Genomic DNA, 17,244 nt, shown 5'->3' on the forward strand with positions numbered 1-17,244 from the left:
GCCCAAGATGACCCAAATAGCAGACTTCCGGGAGTTCACTCCGGAGACTGACCCGGTAAACCGTGCCCCGCGTGAGCCCCGTGGCTATCCCGTGCGCATCCACTCGGACCAGGGCCGTATCGCCTACGTCGACAGCGACATGAGACGAGAAGTTATCGTCAACGCGGACGCTGGGCTTATCGAACTGCAAGAAATGCAGAACTGGCCCTGGTGGCGGAAAATCTGGCATCGGATGTTTGGACCGAGCTAAACAGAAGAGGGGGTTGGGGTGAGGAAGGACACGGGGACGGATCCGGTGCCAAAGTAGTCACTGACGGAGAATAGACCCGTGCCCGGTATTCACCACCCTTCCCCGCCGGCGTCGCACCCAGGTGTCTGGGCCGGCGCCGCAGCCGCATGCGTTCTGGTGCTGCTGATGGTCAGCGGATTCGTACTCGGTACCGAACCAGGTCAGCGAGTTGATTCCCTCATGCGGCTTAACGCCCTGCAGACCGACCACCCCCTCCCCGACCTGAACCCGGAGAACCGCTGGATCGCGGTCTTCGTACTCGCTCCACCACTGCTGATCGCCGCAGCACTGACCTGGCAACTACGAGCCTGGCGCGCAGGAATCACCGCCGCCGCGGTCATCGCCGGATCCAACATCACCACCCAGCTCATCAAACTCATCTGGACCGAGCGGCCCGAGCTCATCGACGAACCCCACGGATGGACAGGCAACTCCCTACCCAGTGGGCACACCACCATGGCCGCTTCCGCCGCCGTCGCGATCTTCCTTATCGCCCCACCGCGGCACCGCCCGGCAGCCGGAGTATTAGCCGCGGCATGGGCCGGCGGATGGGGAGCCTACATCTACATCGAAGCCTGGCACCGGCCCAGCGATATGGTCGCCGCATTCCTGGTAGTAGCCGCCTGGGCACTAGCCGGAGGATGGGTGATCCTACGCATCTCCCCACCACACCGCACCACCGAACCCGAAGTAGACGCCGACCACCACATTGGACCCTCCGCACTCTGCTGGGTGCTTGGTATCTTGGCCATCCTCGCCGCCGGAATGTGCTTCTCCGTCGCCGGGGGTTGGGCCGGACTCCACGAAGCCGCCGACGGGCAGCCCTGGAGATTTGCCGCCGGAATCCTGATCTCCAGTGGGCCGGCATTCCTCCTCGCCGGTGCAGCCATCACCCTGTTCGCCTCAGCCACACCGCGGACAGCCGGTCCACACCCCGCACCCGCCGCACAACCATCACACCATGAGTAATTCACTCGGCAGGGAACAGCAACCGGCACTAACGTTCTCCACGCCCTCCCATGGATAATGGAACTGAGAATCTGGAGGAAGGAACAGCACATGAACTCGAGGACAGAGAGTAAACTCCCCCAGCTCCCCGATAACCCGAAGCACTCCGTCGAGAAGACGAAGTGGGGGTACCCTCTTGCACTCGAGTCAAAGGGCGGGAAGGTCTACTACTACCGCACCCGCGAAGACTGGTACAGAGCACACGTAGCCGACGAAGGGTGGATGCTCAACCGCCGATACGAAGCGCTGCCCTGGTACAAGAAACTCTGGTACAAGGTCACCGGGCTACCCTTCCGCGGGTAAAAACAGGCACAAAGAAGCCGGGCCCGATCGATACACGCGGACCCGGCTTCTTCAGGTTCTCCAGGCGGTGACGATCACTCGTCGGCAGTAACCACCTGGTTCACGCTCTGCTTCTCATCAGCGGAGGAGTCCTCCTCATCAACCACCGGGGACAGGCTCAGCTTGCCGCGGTCATCGATCTTAGTGATCTCCACCTGAACCTTCTGGCCCACGCCCACAACGTCCTCGACGTCGTCGACTCGCTTGCCATCGTTGAGCTTGCGCAGCTCAGAGATGTGCAGCAACCCATCCTTACCCGGGGTCAAGGAAACAAAGGCACCGAAGCTGGTCAGCTTCACCACGGTACCCAGGTACCGCTCCCCCACCTCCGGGACCTGCGGGTTAGCGATCGCGTTGATCGCGCTGCGGGCCGCCTCAGCGGACTCACCATCAGTGGCGCCAATCAGCACGGTGCCGTCATCCTCGATGGAGATATCCGCGCCGGTGTCCTCCTGGATCTGGTTAATCATCTTGCCCTTGGGGCCAATGACCTCACCGATCTTGTCCACCGGGACCGTCACGCTGATAATCCGCGGGGCAGTCGGGGCCATCTCATCCGGGGCGTCAATCGCAGCGTTCAACACCGAAAGGATGTGCAGCCGAGCCTCACGGGCCTGGGTCAGCGCCGCGGAAAGCACACTGGCGGGAATGCCATCCAGCTTGGTGTCCAGCTGGATCGCGGTGACGAACTCATCAGTGCCAGCCACCTTGAAGTCCATGTCACCGAAAGCATCCTCAGCACCCAAGATGTCAGTCAGCGCGGCATAGCGAGTCTCGCCGTCGACCTCATCAGAGACCAGACCCATGGCGATACCGGCCACCGGGGCCCGCAGCGGCACACCCGCGTTGAGCAGGCTCAACGTGGAGGCACAGACCGAACCCATCGACGTCGACCCATTAGAACCCAGCGCCTCAGACACCTGGCGGATCGCGTAAGGGAACTCCTCACGGGAGGGCAGCACGGGCACCAGGGCCCGCTCAGCCAACGCACCGTGGCCAATCTCGCGGCGCTTGGGGCTGCCCACGCGGCCGGTCTCACCAGTGGAGTAGGGCGGGAAGTTGTAGTTGTGCATGTACCGCTTGGTGGTCTCCGGGGAGAGACTGTCGATGGTCTGCTCCATCTTCAGCATGTTCAGCGTGGTGATCCCCATGATCTGGGTCTCGCCGCGCTCGAAGATTGCCGAACCGTGCACACGCGGAATAACCTCCACCTCCGCGGTCAGCTGACGGATATCGGTCAATCCGCGGCCGTCAATACGCACCTGGTCCCGCAGGATCCGCTGACGGATGACGTCCTTGGTCACCGCCCCCAGGGCCTTGCCGACCTCTGACTCACGGCCCTCAAACGGCTTACCCTCACCGGCCAGCTCCTCCACCAGCTCCGCCTTCAGTTCGGCGTCAGCAGTCTCGCGAGCCTGCTTGTCAGCGATCTGGTAGATATTGGCCAGCTTGGCCTCGGCCTGGGCGCGGACCGCCTCGAGCACATCGTCCTCGTAGTCCTTAAAGATCGGCACCTCGACCGGCTCCTTGCCGGCACGGGCTGCCAGGTCCGCCTGAGCTTCACACAGCACCTTAATGAACGGCTTAGCGGCCTCAAGACCCTCAGCGACAACCTCCTCAGTGGGAGCCTGCTTGCCCTGGTTCTTAATGAGGTTCCAGGAATCGTCAGTGGCCTCGGCCTCAACCATCATCACAGCGACGTCGTCGCCGACCACCCGGCCAGCCACCACCATGTCAAACACCGCGGTCTGCAGCTGAGAGTGCTTGGGGAAAGCCACCCACTGGGCGCCGTTGCCGTCGTCAATCAGAGCGATGCGCACACCACCGATCGGCCCGGAGAACGGAAGCCCGCTGAGCTGGGTGGAAGCAGAAGCGGCGTTGATCGCCACGACGTCGTAAAGATCATCCGGGTTGATGGACAGGATGGTCTCCACCACCTGCACCTCATTCCGAATACCCTTGGTGAAAGCCGGACGCAGCGGCCGGTCAATCAGCCGGGCGGCGAGGATCGCATCCGTAGTAGGCCGGCCCTCACGGCGGAAGAAGCTGCCCGGGATACGGCCCGCGGCATACATCCGCTCCTCAACGTCCACCGTCAAGGGGAAGAAATCAAAACCCTCCCGCGGGTGCTTGCCCACGGTAGTGGCCGAAAGAATCGTGGTCTCCTCATCGAGGGTGACCAGAACCGAGCCAGCGGCCTGCTTAGCCAGCCGGCCAGTCTCAAAGCTGATAGTGGATGTGCCGTACTTGCCGTTGTCGATCACGGCTTCGGCGTAGTGGACTTCAGGTCCCTGCATAGGGTTCCTCTCCTCATTGCGTTGCATTGCTCACCACGTGCTGCGCCTACGGAAAGATTCCAGGCGCGCGGCACGCTGCGGCTACCTGCAGTGAGGAGAGTGCGGTATGACGGTCTTCGATCGAAGCCCACGGGCGCGGCGTTACTCACGCGATCCCGGAGGCCACTACCGAGGACCGGACCATACGCGTCAGACAGTCCTCACAGCACGAGCCGGACGTCGGCACGGTGCCGACGTATGCCCCTAGTCTGACACACAAAACGGGCGACGTCGTGCGCTCTGCACGATGCCGCCCGTTTCAGTGGGTCTGCGAACTCGCTTTAGCGGCGCAGGCCCAGACGCTTGATGAGCGCACGGTAACGCTCAATGTCAGTGCGCTCCAGGTACTTCAGCAGACGACGACGCCGACCCACCAGAATCATCAGGCCACGACGGGTGTGGTGGTCCTGCTTGTGCTCTTTGAGGTGCTCGGTGAGGTCGCTGATACGACGAGTCAGCACAGCCACCTGGACCTCCGGGGAACCGGTGTCACCTTCGTGGGTGGCGTACTCCTTGATGATCTCCTGCTTCACAGCGGGATCCAGAGCCATAGATCTACTCCTTGAGTGGTACCGCGTTCATAACAACGTGCCAGCCACCGCGGACTGCAGCATGGCAACTTCGCCACTATACGGCGTCGGGGGCACCCCTGGCGAATCGACCCAACCACCGCGGGAATGTACAACCACCGCGGGATATATGGTGCGGAGGTTCGACAATCCCGCGGTGGTTACGGCAAGAGCCAGGCTCAGCGCAGCATTCGCAGTGACCGGGCGGGCTACTCAACGGTGGTGATGAGAGAGGCCGGGCTCAGCGCAGCGGCGCAGTGTGGAGCACGGTGATATACGGCAGCTCGATCTGCTCGCCGGGGGCATGGCCTAAGTGCTCGTAGAGATACCAGGTGAGATTGTCCCTGCGCGTGGCGCGTTCGGCGTCGTCGGCTGCTAACCAACTACTCAACGTGGCCGCCAACCGGATGATCTCCTCCGGGGTGACCGGCCGACTCCACCGCTGTTCGTTCGTCTCCACCGGCCCGAAGTACCGCTGATCCAACGGCGGCTGCCACCCCGGACGGTACACATCCCCAGCCCGCAGGATCCGCGCCAAGCGGTGCACCCACTCGTGCTCGGTGTTCAGGAAGTTGCCCGCAATAGCCAGGGAGGCTCCCTCAGCGGCAATCCGGGCAACCTCCGGCTGCACCGTCTCCGGGTCAAACCAGTGCCACGCCTGCCCGGCGACCACCACGTCTGCGACACCATCCGGCAAACCGGTCTGCTCGGCAGACGTCCGGTGCAGGTGCAGCGTTCCCTTAAGCCCGGCAGCGGTCTCAGCAAGCACCGTACTCATCGGCTCAGACGGCTCCACAGCGTGCACTTCCGCCCCGCGGGCCAGCAACTCCCGGGTGAGGATGCCCGACCCAGCCCCGAGCTCCACCACCGTGGGTGGCCGGGTCTGCGTGAGCCCGAGAATCTGCTCCACCGTGGCCTCAGGGTAGCGGGGGCGCACGGCGTCGTACTCGCGGGCCTCGATCACCGACTGGTCCACTGCGAACGAAGCACCCAGACGACGCCGGCGCTGCGCATCCGTGATGATCGACTCAGCGTCAGTGCGCTGCTTGGGCCGATTCGGTGTCTCACTCATCGTCTCACCGCACTGTCTGCCAATACCTGGCGGGTCTGCTCCACATCCTGGTGCATCTGCTCCACCAGTTTCTCTGGGCCTTCATAAGCGACCATACCGCGCAGCCGGGTGAGGAACTCCACCCGCAGACGGCGGCCATACAGGTCAAAGTGCTCGGGGCTGGGGTCCTGGCGGTCAATGACATGAGCCTCCACCACACGTTCCACCCCGTGGAAGGTCGGGTTGGACCCCACGGAGATCGCAGCCGGCCACCGAGCAGCCTGTTCACTGACCGGCTGGCGCTCAGTCTCCAGGTCACTGACCCAACCGGCGTAGACACCATCGGCGGGAACCATGCCCTCGCTATCCTGGGCCAGGTTCGCAGTAGGGAAACCAAGGGCACGCCCGCGAGCCTCCCCGTGCACCACCTCCCCGGTGACACTGTGCGGGCGGCCGAGCATCTCAATGGCCGCCTCCACGTCCCCGTGCTCCAGGGCCATACGGATCGCGGTGGACGAACAACGCGCCCTCGCGGCGCCGCCGACCTCGTAGTCCTCCACACCGGTGACGTCGAACCCGAATCGCTCCCCCAGCTGCACCATGGTGGAGAAATCCCCGGAGTTATCCCGGCCAAAGCGCAGATCACGTCCGACCACGACCACAGCCGGGTTCAACGCGTCCACAAAATACGTAGAGACAAACTCTTCAGGCGTCATCGCGGCGAACTGGGGCGTGTAAGTGACCACGACGACGGCGTCGATCCCGGTGGCTTCCAACCGGCTGAGCTTCTCCTCAAGTCCGGTGAGCAGACCGGGTACGGCATCAGGCCGGTGGATGAACGCCGGGTGCGGGTCGAATGTCATGGCCACGGAGACGGCGTCGTACTCCTGAGCCTGACGGCGCAGCTGGGCGAGCACATGCTGGTGGCCTAAGTGCACGCCGTCGAAGTTCCCGATGGTCAACGCCGAAGGGTCAGGCCGTGCGGGAAGTTCCTCGAGACCGCGGTAGATCTTCACGGGCCTATCCTACGTTCTCCGAACCACCCGGTAGCGCGCCGCTCAACGGTGCTTGAGCAACCAGAAGAGCCCAATGAAGGGCAACAGCAGCGGGATGTAACCATAGTCCCGGCCGAACCCACCCCACACAGTGGCCACCTCGAACAGCTCCGGCTGCACCAGGGTCCAGAAACCAACCCCTATGACCCCGGCCATCTCCACCAGCACCGCGACGAACGCGACCCGCCAGGCCGTAGGCGAGGTACGCGCCAGAGCGAGCGTGGCGATGATGTAGACCACCGCGGCGAAAGCTGAAAGGCTCAGCGCCAAGGGCGCGTCGGCAAACTGGACCTTATCCTCTTGCGGGAACGGCACGATCTGGTAGAACGCTCGGGCGAAGGCGGAGACCGCGAAGACCCCATAAGCGGTGATGATGAGCATGCCGATACCACGGTTGCGTGGCGTGGCCCCCTCAAAACCGGGTTCGACGACGCCAGTACGGGGCTTCTTCCCACTGACCTTTTTCTCTGGGTTGCTGTTCACAGTGTTCCTGCCTGCAGTGCGTTTCCCCACCAGATTTCCTCCATCCGGTAGACCATCACGAAGACCACCAGCCCCACGAAACTCATCACCAGATTGGACCACCGGGTTTTATCCACCATCGCCCAGATCGCCACACCGACCGGCAGCAGCAAAGCGGTGATGATGTAGCCCCAGAACTCCCAAGCCTCACCGATGATCGCTGCTCCCATGGCTTGGCGGATGCCCGCGTAGACCCCGTAGACGATGAGGTAGAGCTCAATGGCGGCCAGACTGATAATGGACGAGTCCGCCGGGAAACTGCGCACTGCCGTCATGACCCAGCAGATGAGCGTGGACAACGCACAGATCACTGTCCCGGCGATAAACATCGCTGTCACGTGCGCCTCCCTGCTGAGTGCTGTCCACGGCTGGTGCCGTGGGGTGTGGGTCGCCCGGGCTGGTGCTCGGGCCGTGGGAATTCTACTCCTCGTAGAACGGCCACGGGGTGGAGGCGACCGCTAATCGGCTGGGGCGAAGACGAGCTCCGGTTTGGCCTGCAGCATCTCCGGACCGGCGACGGCGGCTTGAGCAGCATCAGGTGAGGAGGAGGCCCCGGGGATCGCCGGAATGTCTCGCAGCAGGGCGACGAGTTCACCATCCGGCCCGAAGGCGGCCGTGAGCCCTTCCCGCTGCGGAGAAAGCTCGGCTGCGCGTTCCCCCTGCGGGTGGAGGAGCTCGACGCCGGCAGAGGCCGTGATGCGCCGCCCGTGGCGCAGGTGCCCGGCCTCCTCGGCGGTGAGCTGCCGGGCCGGGAAGAGCTGCCCGGCCGCTTCAGCCAGGCCGATGTAACCGAAGTCCTCAGCCAGGGCCGCCAGGCTCAGGCATTGGTCTTCCCGGTAAGGGCCCACGGCGGTGCGCCGCAGTGCAGTCAGATGCCCACCAGTACCGAGCAGCTCACCGAGGTCACGGGCCAGGGCCCGAACATAGGTGCCGGAGGAGACCCGCACCTCAACGTCGAGGTCGATCAGCGCCCCGCCGTCGACGGGCCGGGCCCGGTGAACCGCAAAACGGTGCACCACCACACCGCGGGCCTGAAGTTCGACCTCCTCACCCTGGCGGGCGCGCTCATAGGCTCGACGGCCGGCGACTTTGATGGCACTGACCGTACTGGGCACCTGCATGATCTCCCCGGTCAGCCGGGTGATCGCCGCGGTGATGGCGCCGTCCTCAGCGGGCAGCACCTCACCTGCCGGACCTGGCGCCAGTTCAGTGGCCAGCTGATGAGCCGGCTGCCGGCTGAGCACCTCACCTTCGGCGTCGTCGGTGGTGGTGGACTCCCCCAGGCGGATCGTGGCCGTGTAGGTCTTATCCACCCCCACAATGTGGGTCAACAACCGGGTGGCCTTGTTCAGCCCCACCACGAGCACACCGGTGGCCATCGGGTCCAGTGTGCCGGCGTGGCCGACTTTGCGGGTCCCGGCGAGCTTACGGATACGCCCGACGACGTCATGGCTAGTCCACCCGGCCGGTTTGTCCACCAGGACGAGCCCGGAACCGACCTGAAGTTCCTCAGGCCGCTGCTTTTTCCCCACTACCGGTCTTCGGGTGAGGGGCGGTCCCCGGGGGCGTTGGCCTCACCGGCGTCAGCGTCAGTGCGGTAGGGGGACTCGTTGACCGGCTGGGCCCCTTCCCGCAGGGCTCGGACCTGTTCGTCCTGCTCACGAGCTTTGGCGAGCAGTTCCTCCACCTGGGCGGCGGTCTCCGGGATCTCATCGGGGACGAACTGCAAGGTGGGGGTCAGGCGAATGCTCAGTTGCCGGCCCATCTCCCGCCGGAGCAGACCCTGGTTGGCGCCGAGCATTTCCTCCACGCCGGCTTTGGTCTCCTCGTCGGGGGCCAGGACCGTGTAGTAGACCGTGGCGTGCTGCAGGTCGTTGGTGACCCGAGCGTCGGTGATGGTGATCATCTCTGCCCGGTCGTCCTTGACCCGGGATCGTAGGGCCTCGGCAATGATGACTTTGATGCGCTGGGCTAAACGTGCCGCGCGTGCCGGATCAGCCATGGTGGTGCTCCTCTCAGAACGTCTGTATTGAGCCTAAAACACGTCCGGGAACCGTTTAAAACGGTCCCCGGACGTTCTTCAGGTGTGAAGGCCAGCGTGAGCTGGCCGGGAACCACGAGGTCTGGGACCCGTGCAGCCGTCCCGCGGCTGTACGAGCCACCTCGTGGCGAGCGGAGCGGGACTGCGCCCGCCCGCGGGACCAGCACTGCTCAGCTGCGCGGGATTTCGCGCATCTCCCAGGTTTCGATGACATCGCCTTCGCGGATGTCGTTGAACGAGCCCAGGCCGATACCGCACTCGAAGCCCTCACGGACCTCGGTGGCGTCGTCCTTGAACCGTCGCAGCGACTCGATAGCGAGGTTGTCGGAGACCACATTGCCGTCGCGTACCAGCCGAGCCTTGGCGTTGCGGCGGATGAGGCCGGAACGCACGATACACCCGGCAATGTTGCCGAACTTCGACGAGCGGAAGACCTCGCGGACCTCCGCGGAGCCGAGTTCGACCTCTTCGTACTCCGGTTTGAGCATGCCCTTCAGTGCCTGCTCAATGTCATCGATGGCGGCGTAGATCACCGAGTAGAACCGCATGTCAACGCCTTCGCGTTCGGCCAGTTCGGTGACCCGTTCGGCAGGCCGAACGTTGAACCCGATGATGACGGCGTTGTCCACCGTCGCCAGGTTGACGTCGTTCTGGGTGATGGCACCCACACCGCGGTGGATGACCCGCAGCTGGACCTCATCGCCGACATCGATCTTCAGCAGCGCGTCTTCCAGGGCTTCCACGGCACCGGAGACATCGCCCTTGAGGATGAGGTTCAGGGTGTCGATCTTGCCCTCGGCGACCGCCTGGTCGAAGTCCTCCAGAGTGATGCGCTTGCGCCGCTTGGCCAGCATCGCGTTGCGTTCGGCGGCCTCACGCTTCTCCGCGATCTGCCGGGCGGTGCGGTCATCACCGGTGACCAGGAAGCTGTCGCCGGCCCGAGGAACCGTGGACAGACCCAGCACCTGGACCGGACGCGATGGTGTGGCTTCCTCAACCGACTCACCGTTCTCATCGAACATGGCGCGCACACGGCCGAAAGCGGTGCCGCAGACCATGTTGTCCCCGACCCGGAGCGTACCGGTCTGCACCAGCACAGTGGCCACAGGACCGCGACCCTTGTCCAGGTTGGCCTCGATGGCCACACCACGTGCCTCCTTGCTCGGGTTGGCACGCAGCTCCAGGGCAGCATCCGAGGTCAGCAGGACTGCCTCAAGCAGCTCGTCGATGTTCTGGTTGTTCCGCGCGGAGACGTCCACGAACATCGTGTCCCCGCCGTATTCCTCGGGGATGAGCTCGTACTCGGTGAGCTGGCCGCGGATCTTATCCGGGGCTGCGCCCTCCTTGTCGATCTTGTTGACCGCGACGACGACCGGAACACCGGCTGCCTTGGCGTGGTTAAGTGCCTCAATGGTCTGAGGCATCACGCCGTCGTCGGCGGCGACTACGAGCACTGCGATGTCGGTGACCTTGGCCCCACGGGCACGCATGGCGGTGAACGCCTCGTGACCGGGGGTGTCGATGAAGGTCAGCTTCCGGTTCTCCCCTTCGTGGGGGACCTCCACCTGGTAGGCACCGATGTGCTGGGTGATACCGCCGTGCTCACCTTCAGTGACATTGGAGTTGCGGATGGCGTCCAGCAGGCGCGTCTTACCGTGGTCGACGTGACCCATCACAGTCACCACCGGAGCACGGGGAGCGAGGTCCTCGTCTGCCTCGGCAGCCTCTTCCTCCTCCAAATTGATGTCGAAGGATTCGAGCAGCTCGCGGTCTTCGTCCTCGGGAGAGACGATCTCCACCTTGTAGCCGAGCTCTTCACCGAGCAGCTGGAAGGTCTCCTCGTCCAGGGACTGGTTGGCCGTGGCCATCTCCCCCAGCTTCATCAGCACGGTAATGAGCGCAGCCGGCTCAGCATTGATCTTCTCGGCGAAGTCACCCAGGGAGGAGCCGCGGCGCAGCCGCACCACCGTGCTGCCATCACCCTTGGGGACGCGCACACCACCGATCTCACGGGTGTGCTTCTGCTCCAGCTCCTGGCGCTTGGCGCGCTTGGACTTGCGGGCCTTGGACTTGGACCCGCCGCGGCCGAAAGCACCGGCGGCACCACCGCGACCACGGCCACCACGACCACGCGGCGGGCCGCCAGCCGGCGGAGCACCACCGGGACGTCCACGGCCGGGAGGGCCACCGGGTGCCGGGGTCTGCCCGGGCATCATCGAAGGTTTCGGCGCTCCTGGGCGCGGACCGGGACGGCCTGGCGCCGAGGCACCGGGACGCTGACCCGGGCGGGGTGCTGCCTGACCGCCACCGCGGGGACGCGGACCCCCACCGCGCTCACCGGAGCGCATACCCTGCTGCGGGGCGAAGGGGTTATTACCCGGCCGGGGACCGCCAGGGCGCGGAGCCGGACGGGGCGCGGGCTTGCCGCCGGAGACACCAAACGGGTTGTTGCCGCCGGAACGGGGCGCCGGGCGAGCCGCACCAGGCTTCGGAGCCGGTTTCGACGGCGGCTTAGCGTCACCGGAGTCCTGCTGGCTTGCCTTGTCGGCGGTGCCCTCCTGGGAGCCCTCAGCGTCCTGAGCAGCAGATGCCGGCTTCGACTCAGCGGAGGCCTGACCGGACGAGGTCGACTCAGCAGGACCCGGCTCAGCAGCCGAGTTGGTCTCTGGCGCAGCGGATTTCTCCGCCTGCGGGGCGGCAGGTTTCTTCGGTGCCGGCTTCGGCCCCGGCTTGGCCGGGGTCTTCTTCTGCGTGGTGGTCCCAGAGGCAGTGCCGTTACTAGATTCCTTCTGCTCCTGCTGCGGGAACGCGGCACGCAGCTTCTTCGCCACGGGCGGCTCTACCGTCGAGGAGGGGGATTTCACGAACTCGCCCATCTCCTGGAGCTTGGCGAGTGCTTCTTTCGAGGTGATGCCAATCTCTTTGGCAATCTCATGTACGCGGGCCTTGGCCACTTTTCTCCTTGTCTGGCCCGCACGATGCTCCGCTGAAGATCAGCGGAGCTGTCTTCAGCAGTTCATCGAACCAGGCCGTTGAACGTGCTTGGGTCCATGACGGATCTGCTCAGGTGTGTCATCGCTGGGCGCTCATCCGTCGGTGCTCATCGGGTGTTCATCTCTTTCCAACCCGCTTTCGTGTCGTGGACATGTGGGCGACGTCGTCGAAATCCAGCGCCTCGGTGCTGACCTGGCGGCGGAATGCCCGGTGAAAGGCCTTCCGCTTCAGGGCGGTCTCGAAGCACTCCCGCTCCGGGTGGAGCCAGGCTCCCCGGCCCGGCATGGACCGGCCGGCGTCGAGGCGAACCTCGTCACCGTCCAGAGCGAATCGGACGACGTCATCCTGCTCAGCCTGCCGGCGGCAGCCGATACAGGTCCGAATAGGGACCATACGAGTCTAGCAGTGCTGATCCCGGCAAGGGGTATACCCCACTCGCCTCGGGGACGCGACGGCCTCCGCGGCCCTGTCGCGGAGAGCTGAAGTCATCGTCTTTAACATCACGAGCCTCCGGCTTCAGCGGCGATGTCGATGCGCCAACCGGTCAGCTTCGCCGCCAACCGCGCGTTCTGCCCCTCTTTGCCGATCGCCAGGGAGAGCTGATACTCCGGGACCACCGCACGGGCGGAGCGCGTGTTCTCATCCAAGACGGTGACAGAACTCACCTTCGCCGGAGAGAGGGCGTTGCCAATGAAGACTGCCGGGTCGTCGTCGTGGTCAATGATGTCGATCTTCTCGTCATTGAGCTCGGTCATGACTGCCCGCACCCGGGACCCCATGGCCCCAATGCAGGCACCCTTGGCGTTGATGCCCGGCTGTGTGCCCCGCACCGCAATCTTGGTGCGGTGGCCGGCCTCACGCGCGATGGACGTGATCTCCACGGTGCCATCGGCGATCTCCGGGACTTCGTGGGCAAAGAGCTTCTTCACCAGCCCGGGGTGGGACCGGGACAGAGTGATCGAGGGCCCCTTAAAACCGCGGTGCACATCGACGACGAACGCCCGCAGCCGGGTGCCATGGGTGTAGCTCTCCCCCGGGACCTGCTCCTGCGGGGGCAGCACGGCTTCCACTCCCCCCACATCAACCTGGACCATCTCCGGGTGGCGACCCTGCTGGACGACTCCGGAGACCAGCTCCCCCTCTTTACCTTTGAACTCGCCGAGCACGGCGTCGTCCTCAGCGTCACGGATGCGCTGCATAATGACCTGCCGAGCCGTGGCAGCGGCCACCCGACCGAAATTCTTGGGCGTGTCGTCGAACTCACCGATGGGATTGCCCTCTTCGTCGAGTTCTTTGGCCCAGATGGTGACGTGACCGGAGTCAGGATCGATCTCTGCCCGCGCCTGCGGCAACGCGCCGGGGCTCTTGTGGTACGCCAGCACGAGGGCCTGCTCAATGGCAGGCATGAGTTTCTCCAGGGGGATGTCCCGCTCGTTGACGAGCATCCTCAGCGCGCTCATGTCGATATCCACTTGTGCCTCCGCAAATCCCGGCTCTGGGCTTCTGCCGCAGGTCAGCTGCGGCGGATGGTCCGGACGCGCAGGTGCACGCCCTCAATCGTTGTGGGAAAACTCTACCTGGACGCGCGCCCGAGCGATGGAATCAAAGCTGATGTGTGTGTCCGGCCCCACTTTGGGCTTCATTCCCTTCTTCGGCGGCGGCTTGACCTCCTGGACGGTGATACCTGTCTCATCCACGGCACGCAGGGTGGCGGTCAGCTCCGAGCCGGCCACCGGGGTCAGCTCCAGGGTGCGGCCCAGGTTGCGCCGAAAATGCCGCGGCTCAGTGAGCGGACGGGTAGCCCCAGGGGTGGAGACCTCCAGCTCGTAGGTGTCCAGCTGAGCCAGGGGTGGTTCCTCGGCGTGATTGTCCAGGGTGACGTTCAGTGCCTCGGAGAGCCCGCCGAGCGTATCGAGGCTGACGTTCTCCGTACCGGAGTAGTAGTCGACGACGACGCGCAGCACCGTACGTGCCCCACTAGTCTGGATCTGGATCTCCTCCAGAAAAAGCCCGTGGGCGGTCACCGTGGGTTCGACAAGCTCAGCGAGCTGCTCGGCTCGCGGGTCGGTGAAGCGTCGGTCAGAGGTCGCACGCGGTGGAACAGCCATGTTCCCATTATGACCGGCTGACCGGGGCGGATCGAGTCCGGCGATCTCCGGCAGAGTCAGGTCAGCGCACCAGCGTCACCGCAGTGTCAGCGCAGCGAGGCGACGCGTTCAGCGATCGGACCCACTGCGTTGCCGGCGTCGAGGTCGGTGACCTCCCCGCTCCGACGGTCCTTCAGCTCGATGCGACCCTCCGGCAGCCCCCGTCCGACGACGACGATACTCGGCACCCCCAGCAACTCGGCGTCACCGAACTTCACCCCCGGTGAGACCTTCGGCCGGTCGTCGTAGATCACGCTGACCCCGGCGGCTTCCAGCTCCGCGGCGAGACGATCGGCGTAGTCGTAGACCTCAGTGCCTTTACCGGTGGCCACCAGGTGCACATCCGCCGGCGCCACGTTACCGGGCCAGATGATCCCGCGGTCGTCGTGGTTGGCCTCCACCAGGGCCGCCAGGGCCCGGGTAATCCCGAAACCGTAGGACCCCATGGTGACGGTCTGCAGCGTGCCGTTGGCGTCAAGGACCTGCAAGCCCAGCGCCTCGGCGTACCGGGTTCCGAGCATGAAGATGTGGCCCATCTCAATGCCCCGCCGGGTCACCAACGGACCGGAGCCGTCCGGGGCGGGGTCGCCGTCGCGGACCACCACCGACTCGATGGTGTCATCCCAGGTGAAGTCACGCCCGGCCACGAGCCCGAAGACGTGGTGATCGGCCCGGTTGGCGCCGGTGATCCAGCGGGTACCCGGAACGATCCGCGGATCCACCAGGTAAGGAATCCCGGTGACAGATGCAACCTCACCGGTGGCGCCCAGTTGGGGCTCATCGAGCCGGAGACCGGGGCCAATGTACCCACGTACCAGACCGGGGTTGGCCTTGAGATCCTCCTCGGTGGCGGCTTCCAGCTGCAGTTCACCGGCCACCCCGATCTTCTCTCCGATCGTCGCCTCGGCCCGCTTGAGATCCACATCACGGTCCCCGGGTACGGCGATGACCGCCAGCTTCCGTTCTCCATCCGGAGTGGTGGCGGCGACGACCACGTTCTTCAGGGTGTCCGCGGCGGTCCAGAGACGGTCCTCACGCGGGTGGTCAGCGTTCGCCGCGGCGACAAGCGTCTCAATGGTGTCCGTACCAGGGGTGTGGTGGACTTCAGCGGCGGGGGCGTCGTCGTAGGGAATCGGCTCCGGCGGCGCAGTGGTGACCGCCTCCACATTGGCGCGATACCCCCCGGGAGATTCCACGAAGGTGTCTTCACCGACGTCGCTGGGGTGGAGGAACTCCTCAGAGGCGGAACCACCCATGGCTCCAGACTGAGCAGAGACCGGGACTGCCGGCAGCCCGAGGCGCTCGAAGATCCGCAGATAGGCCGCCCGGTGGGCATCGTAGGCGGCCTGCTGGTCCTCATCAGTGAGACAGAAGCTGTAGGAGTCCTTCATGATGAACTCGCGGCCGCGCAGCAGCCCGGCCCGGGGGCGAGCCTCATCCCGGTACTTAGTCTGAATCTGGTAGAGGTTCAGCGGCAGATCCTTGTAGCTACCGGCGATGTCCTTGACCAGCTGGGTGAAGGCCTCCTCGTGGGTGGGAGCCAACAGATAGTTCGGCACCCGGACCTGGCGGGTCTGGCCCTCTGCGTCGGTGTACTCGATGAGTTCAGCCTTGCGGTCGGGCACCCGGAAGATGTTGTCCCCGTATTCCTCCCAACGGCCTGTGGCCTGGTAGGGCTCCTTGGGCAGCAGGGCCGGGAAGTGGACCTCCTGTGCGCCGATGGCGTCCATCTCTTCACGCACGATGTGCTCGATGCGGCGCAGCACACGCAGACCCAATGGCAACCAGGAGTAGATACCGGCTGCAGCGGGGCGGATGTACCCGGCGCGGATGAGCAGCTGGTGACTGGCGACGTCGGCGTCGGCGGGGGCCTCACGGAGGGTGCGCAAAAAGAGGTGGGAGAGTCGAACGGTCATGAGGGTGAGTCTAGTCGGGACTACTCGGCGGCGTCGGCGTCGTCGTCTGCAGGCTCGTCGCTGTCCGACTCGTCTTCGGTGTTCGTATCGCCGTCGGCCTGGCTGTCTTCGTCGCTGCCGTCTTCACTGTCCGTGTCAGTGTCATCGGCGGCGTCGGCGTCGTCGTCGTTCTCCTCATCGTCCTCCGGTTCGGGCACGGTGATCTCCTCGCCGGTTAACTCACTGAGGATCGCCGCCGCTTGAACTTGAAGATCGACGACGACGTCGGCGGCCTCCTCATCGGAAAGACTCGCCTCTTGCTCCGCGATCACGGCCACGATCTGCGCGCCCTGGCGGAGCATCACCGCCACCGCGTACTCGCTGCCTTCGGTCTGGACTTCCCGCTGGAGCGCGATCCCCTGCTCCGCACCGGTGTGCAGTTCGACCTCTTCGATCTGCGTGGTCGAATCAGTCTGCTGCCCGTCAACATCACGGGTGACGGTGTACTCGCTGCAGGAGCCAAGCCCTTGCTCCTCATTGCGCAGATGCCCCTGGGCGGCCGAAGCATCAGGGAAGGTGTAGGCGTGGGTCTCAGTGGTCTCCGCCACGGCGAAGGCCGCCAGAGCGGAGGTGGGCACCGGTAACGCCGAGGAAACCACATGGTGTTTGCACTGCGGCGGGTCGACGCTGAGCCGCTGTAGCTCGGTGTTGAGCTCACGCTGGTGTTCCCAGTAGTCATCGGTGTCAGTGATGTCTCCGGAGGTATGGGACTCCAAGGCGCTGCGCAGTTCCTCGTGGCTCAGCTGCTCACCGGTGGGGTCCGGAGCGGTGACGGCCATGTCCTCAACCTGCCCAGCGGGGCCGCCGCTGATCTCCTCGGGTGCCTGCTGAGGTTCGGGGCCACAGGCGGTCAGCAACACGGCGGCGGTACAGCTGAGCACCAGGGCGGCACGGGAGGTTTTCATCCCCACCAGTATCGGGGCCGGATCTGCTGT

The 17,244-nt window shown here is 65.0% G+C and carries 17 protein-coding genes; 3 read left to right on the top strand and 14 right to left on the bottom strand.

Translation table 11 applies throughout. The features are described from left to right. Positions 1-7: 7 nt before the first annotated feature. The 3 genes from H578_RS0101785 to H578_RS0101795 all read left to right on the top strand — a co-directional run bounded on the left by H578_RS0101785 (position 8) and on the right by H578_RS0101795 (position 1,600). Positions 8-250: a hypothetical protein gene (locus tag H578_RS0101785; protein WP_156837170.1), complete on the top strand. Its 243-nt coding sequence runs from the start codon at positions 8-10 to the stop codon at positions 248-250. A gap of 78 nt (positions 251-328) precedes the next feature. Next, the gene (locus H578_RS15360) at positions 329-1,258 is read left to right on the top strand and encodes a phosphatase PAP2 family protein (protein ID WP_156837171.1); all 930 of its coding nucleotides are present in this window, start codon (positions 329-331) and stop codon (positions 1,256-1,258) included. A 90-nt stretch (positions 1,259-1,348) separates the two neighbouring features. Further along, positions 1,349-1,600, top strand: coding sequence for a hypothetical protein (locus H578_RS0101795; RefSeq protein ID WP_022872000.1), 252 nt, complete (start codon positions 1,349-1,351; stop codon positions 1,598-1,600). Positions 1,601-1,674: 74 nt separating this feature from the next. Here H578_RS0101795 and H578_RS0101800 read toward each other — a convergent pair whose 3' ends face one another. The 14 genes from H578_RS0101800 to H578_RS15830 all read right to left on the bottom strand — a co-directional run bounded on the left by H578_RS0101800 (position 1,675) and on the right by H578_RS15830 (position 17,214). After that, positions 1,675-3,936, bottom strand: a complete 2,262-nt coding sequence (locus H578_RS0101800; RefSeq protein ID WP_022872001.1) for a polyribonucleotide nucleotidyltransferase — start codon at positions 3,934-3,936, stop codon at positions 1,675-1,677. 320 nt (positions 3,937-4,256) lie between these two features. After that, positions 4,257-4,526, bottom strand: coding sequence for a 30S ribosomal protein S15 (gene rpsO / locus H578_RS0101805; RefSeq protein ID WP_022872002.1), 270 nt, complete (start codon positions 4,524-4,526; stop codon positions 4,257-4,259). 259 nt (positions 4,527-4,785) lie between these two features. Continuing rightward, on the bottom strand, positions 4,786-5,616 hold the full coding sequence (locus tag H578_RS12530) for a class I SAM-dependent methyltransferase (RefSeq protein WP_051130742.1): 831 nt from the start codon (positions 5,614-5,616) through the stop codon (positions 4,786-4,788). Further along, a complete protein-coding gene (locus tag H578_RS0101815; protein WP_022872003.1) occupies positions 5,613-6,611 on the bottom strand; it encodes a bifunctional riboflavin kinase/FAD synthetase in 999 nt (332 codons plus the stop codon). The genes H578_RS12530 and H578_RS0101815 overlap by 4 nt, the downstream gene beginning before the upstream one ends. 42 nt (positions 6,612-6,653) lie before the next feature. Beyond that, positions 6,654-7,133, bottom strand: coding sequence for a hypothetical protein (locus tag H578_RS0101820; protein ID WP_022872004.1), 480 nt, complete (start codon positions 7,131-7,133; stop codon positions 6,654-6,656). Continuing rightward, on the bottom strand, positions 7,130-7,501 hold the full coding sequence (locus H578_RS0101825) for a hypothetical protein (protein WP_022872005.1): 372 nt from the start codon (positions 7,499-7,501) through the stop codon (positions 7,130-7,132). Before H578_RS0101825 ends, H578_RS0101820 begins: the two co-directional genes overlap by 4 nt. Positions 7,502-7,630: 129 nt before the next feature. Continuing rightward, on the bottom strand, positions 7,631-8,704 hold the full coding sequence (truB, locus tag H578_RS0101835; protein ID WP_022872006.1) for a tRNA pseudouridine(55) synthase TruB: 1,074 nt from the start codon (positions 8,702-8,704) through the stop codon (positions 7,631-7,633). Beyond that, positions 8,704-9,174 (bottom strand): 30S ribosome-binding factor RbfA, encoded by a 471-nt coding sequence (gene rbfA, locus H578_RS0101840; RefSeq protein ID WP_022872007.1) that lies wholly within the window; start codon positions 9,172-9,174, stop codon positions 8,704-8,706. Before rbfA ends, truB begins: the two co-directional genes overlap by 1 nt. A gap of 209 nt (positions 9,175-9,383) precedes the next feature. Next, on the bottom strand, positions 9,384-12,167 hold the full coding sequence (gene infB, locus H578_RS0101845; RefSeq protein WP_022872008.1) for a translation initiation factor IF-2: 2,784 nt from the start codon (positions 12,165-12,167) through the stop codon (positions 9,384-9,386). Positions 12,168-12,324: 157 nt separating this feature from the next. Beyond that, on the bottom strand, positions 12,325-12,600 hold the full coding sequence (locus tag H578_RS12535; protein WP_051130743.1) for a YlxR family protein: 276 nt from the start codon (positions 12,598-12,600) through the stop codon (positions 12,325-12,327). Between the two features lie 107 nt (positions 12,601-12,707). Continuing rightward, a complete protein-coding gene (gene nusA / locus H578_RS0101855; RefSeq protein ID WP_022872009.1) occupies positions 12,708-13,679 on the bottom strand; it encodes a transcription termination factor NusA in 972 nt (323 codons plus the stop codon). 81 nt (positions 13,680-13,760) lie between these two features. Then, positions 13,761-14,315: a ribosome maturation factor RimP gene (locus H578_RS12540; RefSeq protein ID WP_022872010.1), complete on the bottom strand. Its 555-nt coding sequence runs from the start codon at positions 14,313-14,315 to the stop codon at positions 13,761-13,763. Positions 14,316-14,401: 86 nt separating this feature from the next. Next, on the bottom strand, positions 14,402-16,270 hold the full coding sequence (locus H578_RS0101865) for a proline--tRNA ligase (protein WP_022872011.1): 1,869 nt from the start codon (positions 16,268-16,270) through the stop codon (positions 14,402-14,404). 20 nt (positions 16,271-16,290) lie between these two features. Further along, positions 16,291-17,214 (bottom strand): hypothetical protein, encoded by a 924-nt coding sequence (locus tag H578_RS15830; RefSeq protein WP_156837172.1) that lies wholly within the window; start codon positions 17,212-17,214, stop codon positions 16,291-16,293. Between the last annotated feature and the right edge of the window lie 30 nt (positions 17,215-17,244).

Source organism: Nesterenkonia alba DSM 19423 (assembly GCF_000421745.1).
Classification (GTDB): Bacteria; Actinomycetota; Actinomycetes; order Actinomycetales; family Micrococcaceae; genus Nesterenkonia; species Nesterenkonia alba.

What these genes read in the sequence shown, in the direction of transcription:
- H578_RS0101865 (WP_022872011.1), bottom strand. Translation starts at nt 16,270, where the DNA reads ATGACCGTTCGACTCTCCCACCTCTTTTTGCGCACCCTCCGTGAGGCC.
- rpsO (WP_022872002.1), bottom strand. Translation starts at nt 4,526, where the DNA reads ATGGCTCTGGATCCCGCTGTGAAGCAGGAGATCATCAAGGAGTACGCC.
- H578_RS12535 (WP_051130743.1), bottom strand. Translation starts at nt 12,600, where the DNA reads ATGGTCCCTATTCGGACCTGTATCGGCTGCCGCCGGCAGGCTGAGCAG.
- H578_RS0101795 (WP_022872000.1), top strand. Translation starts at nt 1,349, where the DNA reads ATGAACTCGAGGACAGAGAGTAAACTCCCCCAGCTCCCCGATAACCCG.
- rbfA (WP_022872007.1), bottom strand. Translation starts at nt 9,174, where the DNA reads ATGGCTGATCCGGCACGCGCGGCACGTTTAGCCCAGCGCATCAAAGTC.
- H578_RS0101785 (WP_156837170.1), top strand. Translation starts at nt 8, where the DNA reads ATGACCCAAATAGCAGACTTCCGGGAGTTCACTCCGGAGACTGACCCG.
- H578_RS12540 (WP_022872010.1), bottom strand. Translation starts at nt 14,315, where the DNA reads ATGGCTGTTCCACCGCGTGCGACCTCTGACCGACGCTTCACCGACCCG.
- H578_RS15830 (WP_156837172.1), bottom strand. Translation starts at nt 17,214, where the DNA reads ATGAAAACCTCCCGTGCCGCCCTGGTGCTCAGCTGTACCGCCGCCGTG.
- H578_RS12530 (WP_051130742.1), bottom strand. Translation starts at nt 5,616, where the DNA reads ATGAGTGAGACACCGAATCGGCCCAAGCAGCGCACTGACGCTGAGTCG.
- H578_RS0101800 (WP_022872001.1), bottom strand. Translation starts at nt 3,936, where the DNA reads ATGCAGGGACCTGAAGTCCACTACGCCGAAGCCGTGATCGACAACGGC.
- H578_RS0101825 (WP_022872005.1), bottom strand. Translation starts at nt 7,501, where the DNA reads ATGTTTATCGCCGGGACAGTGATCTGTGCGTTGTCCACGCTCATCTGC.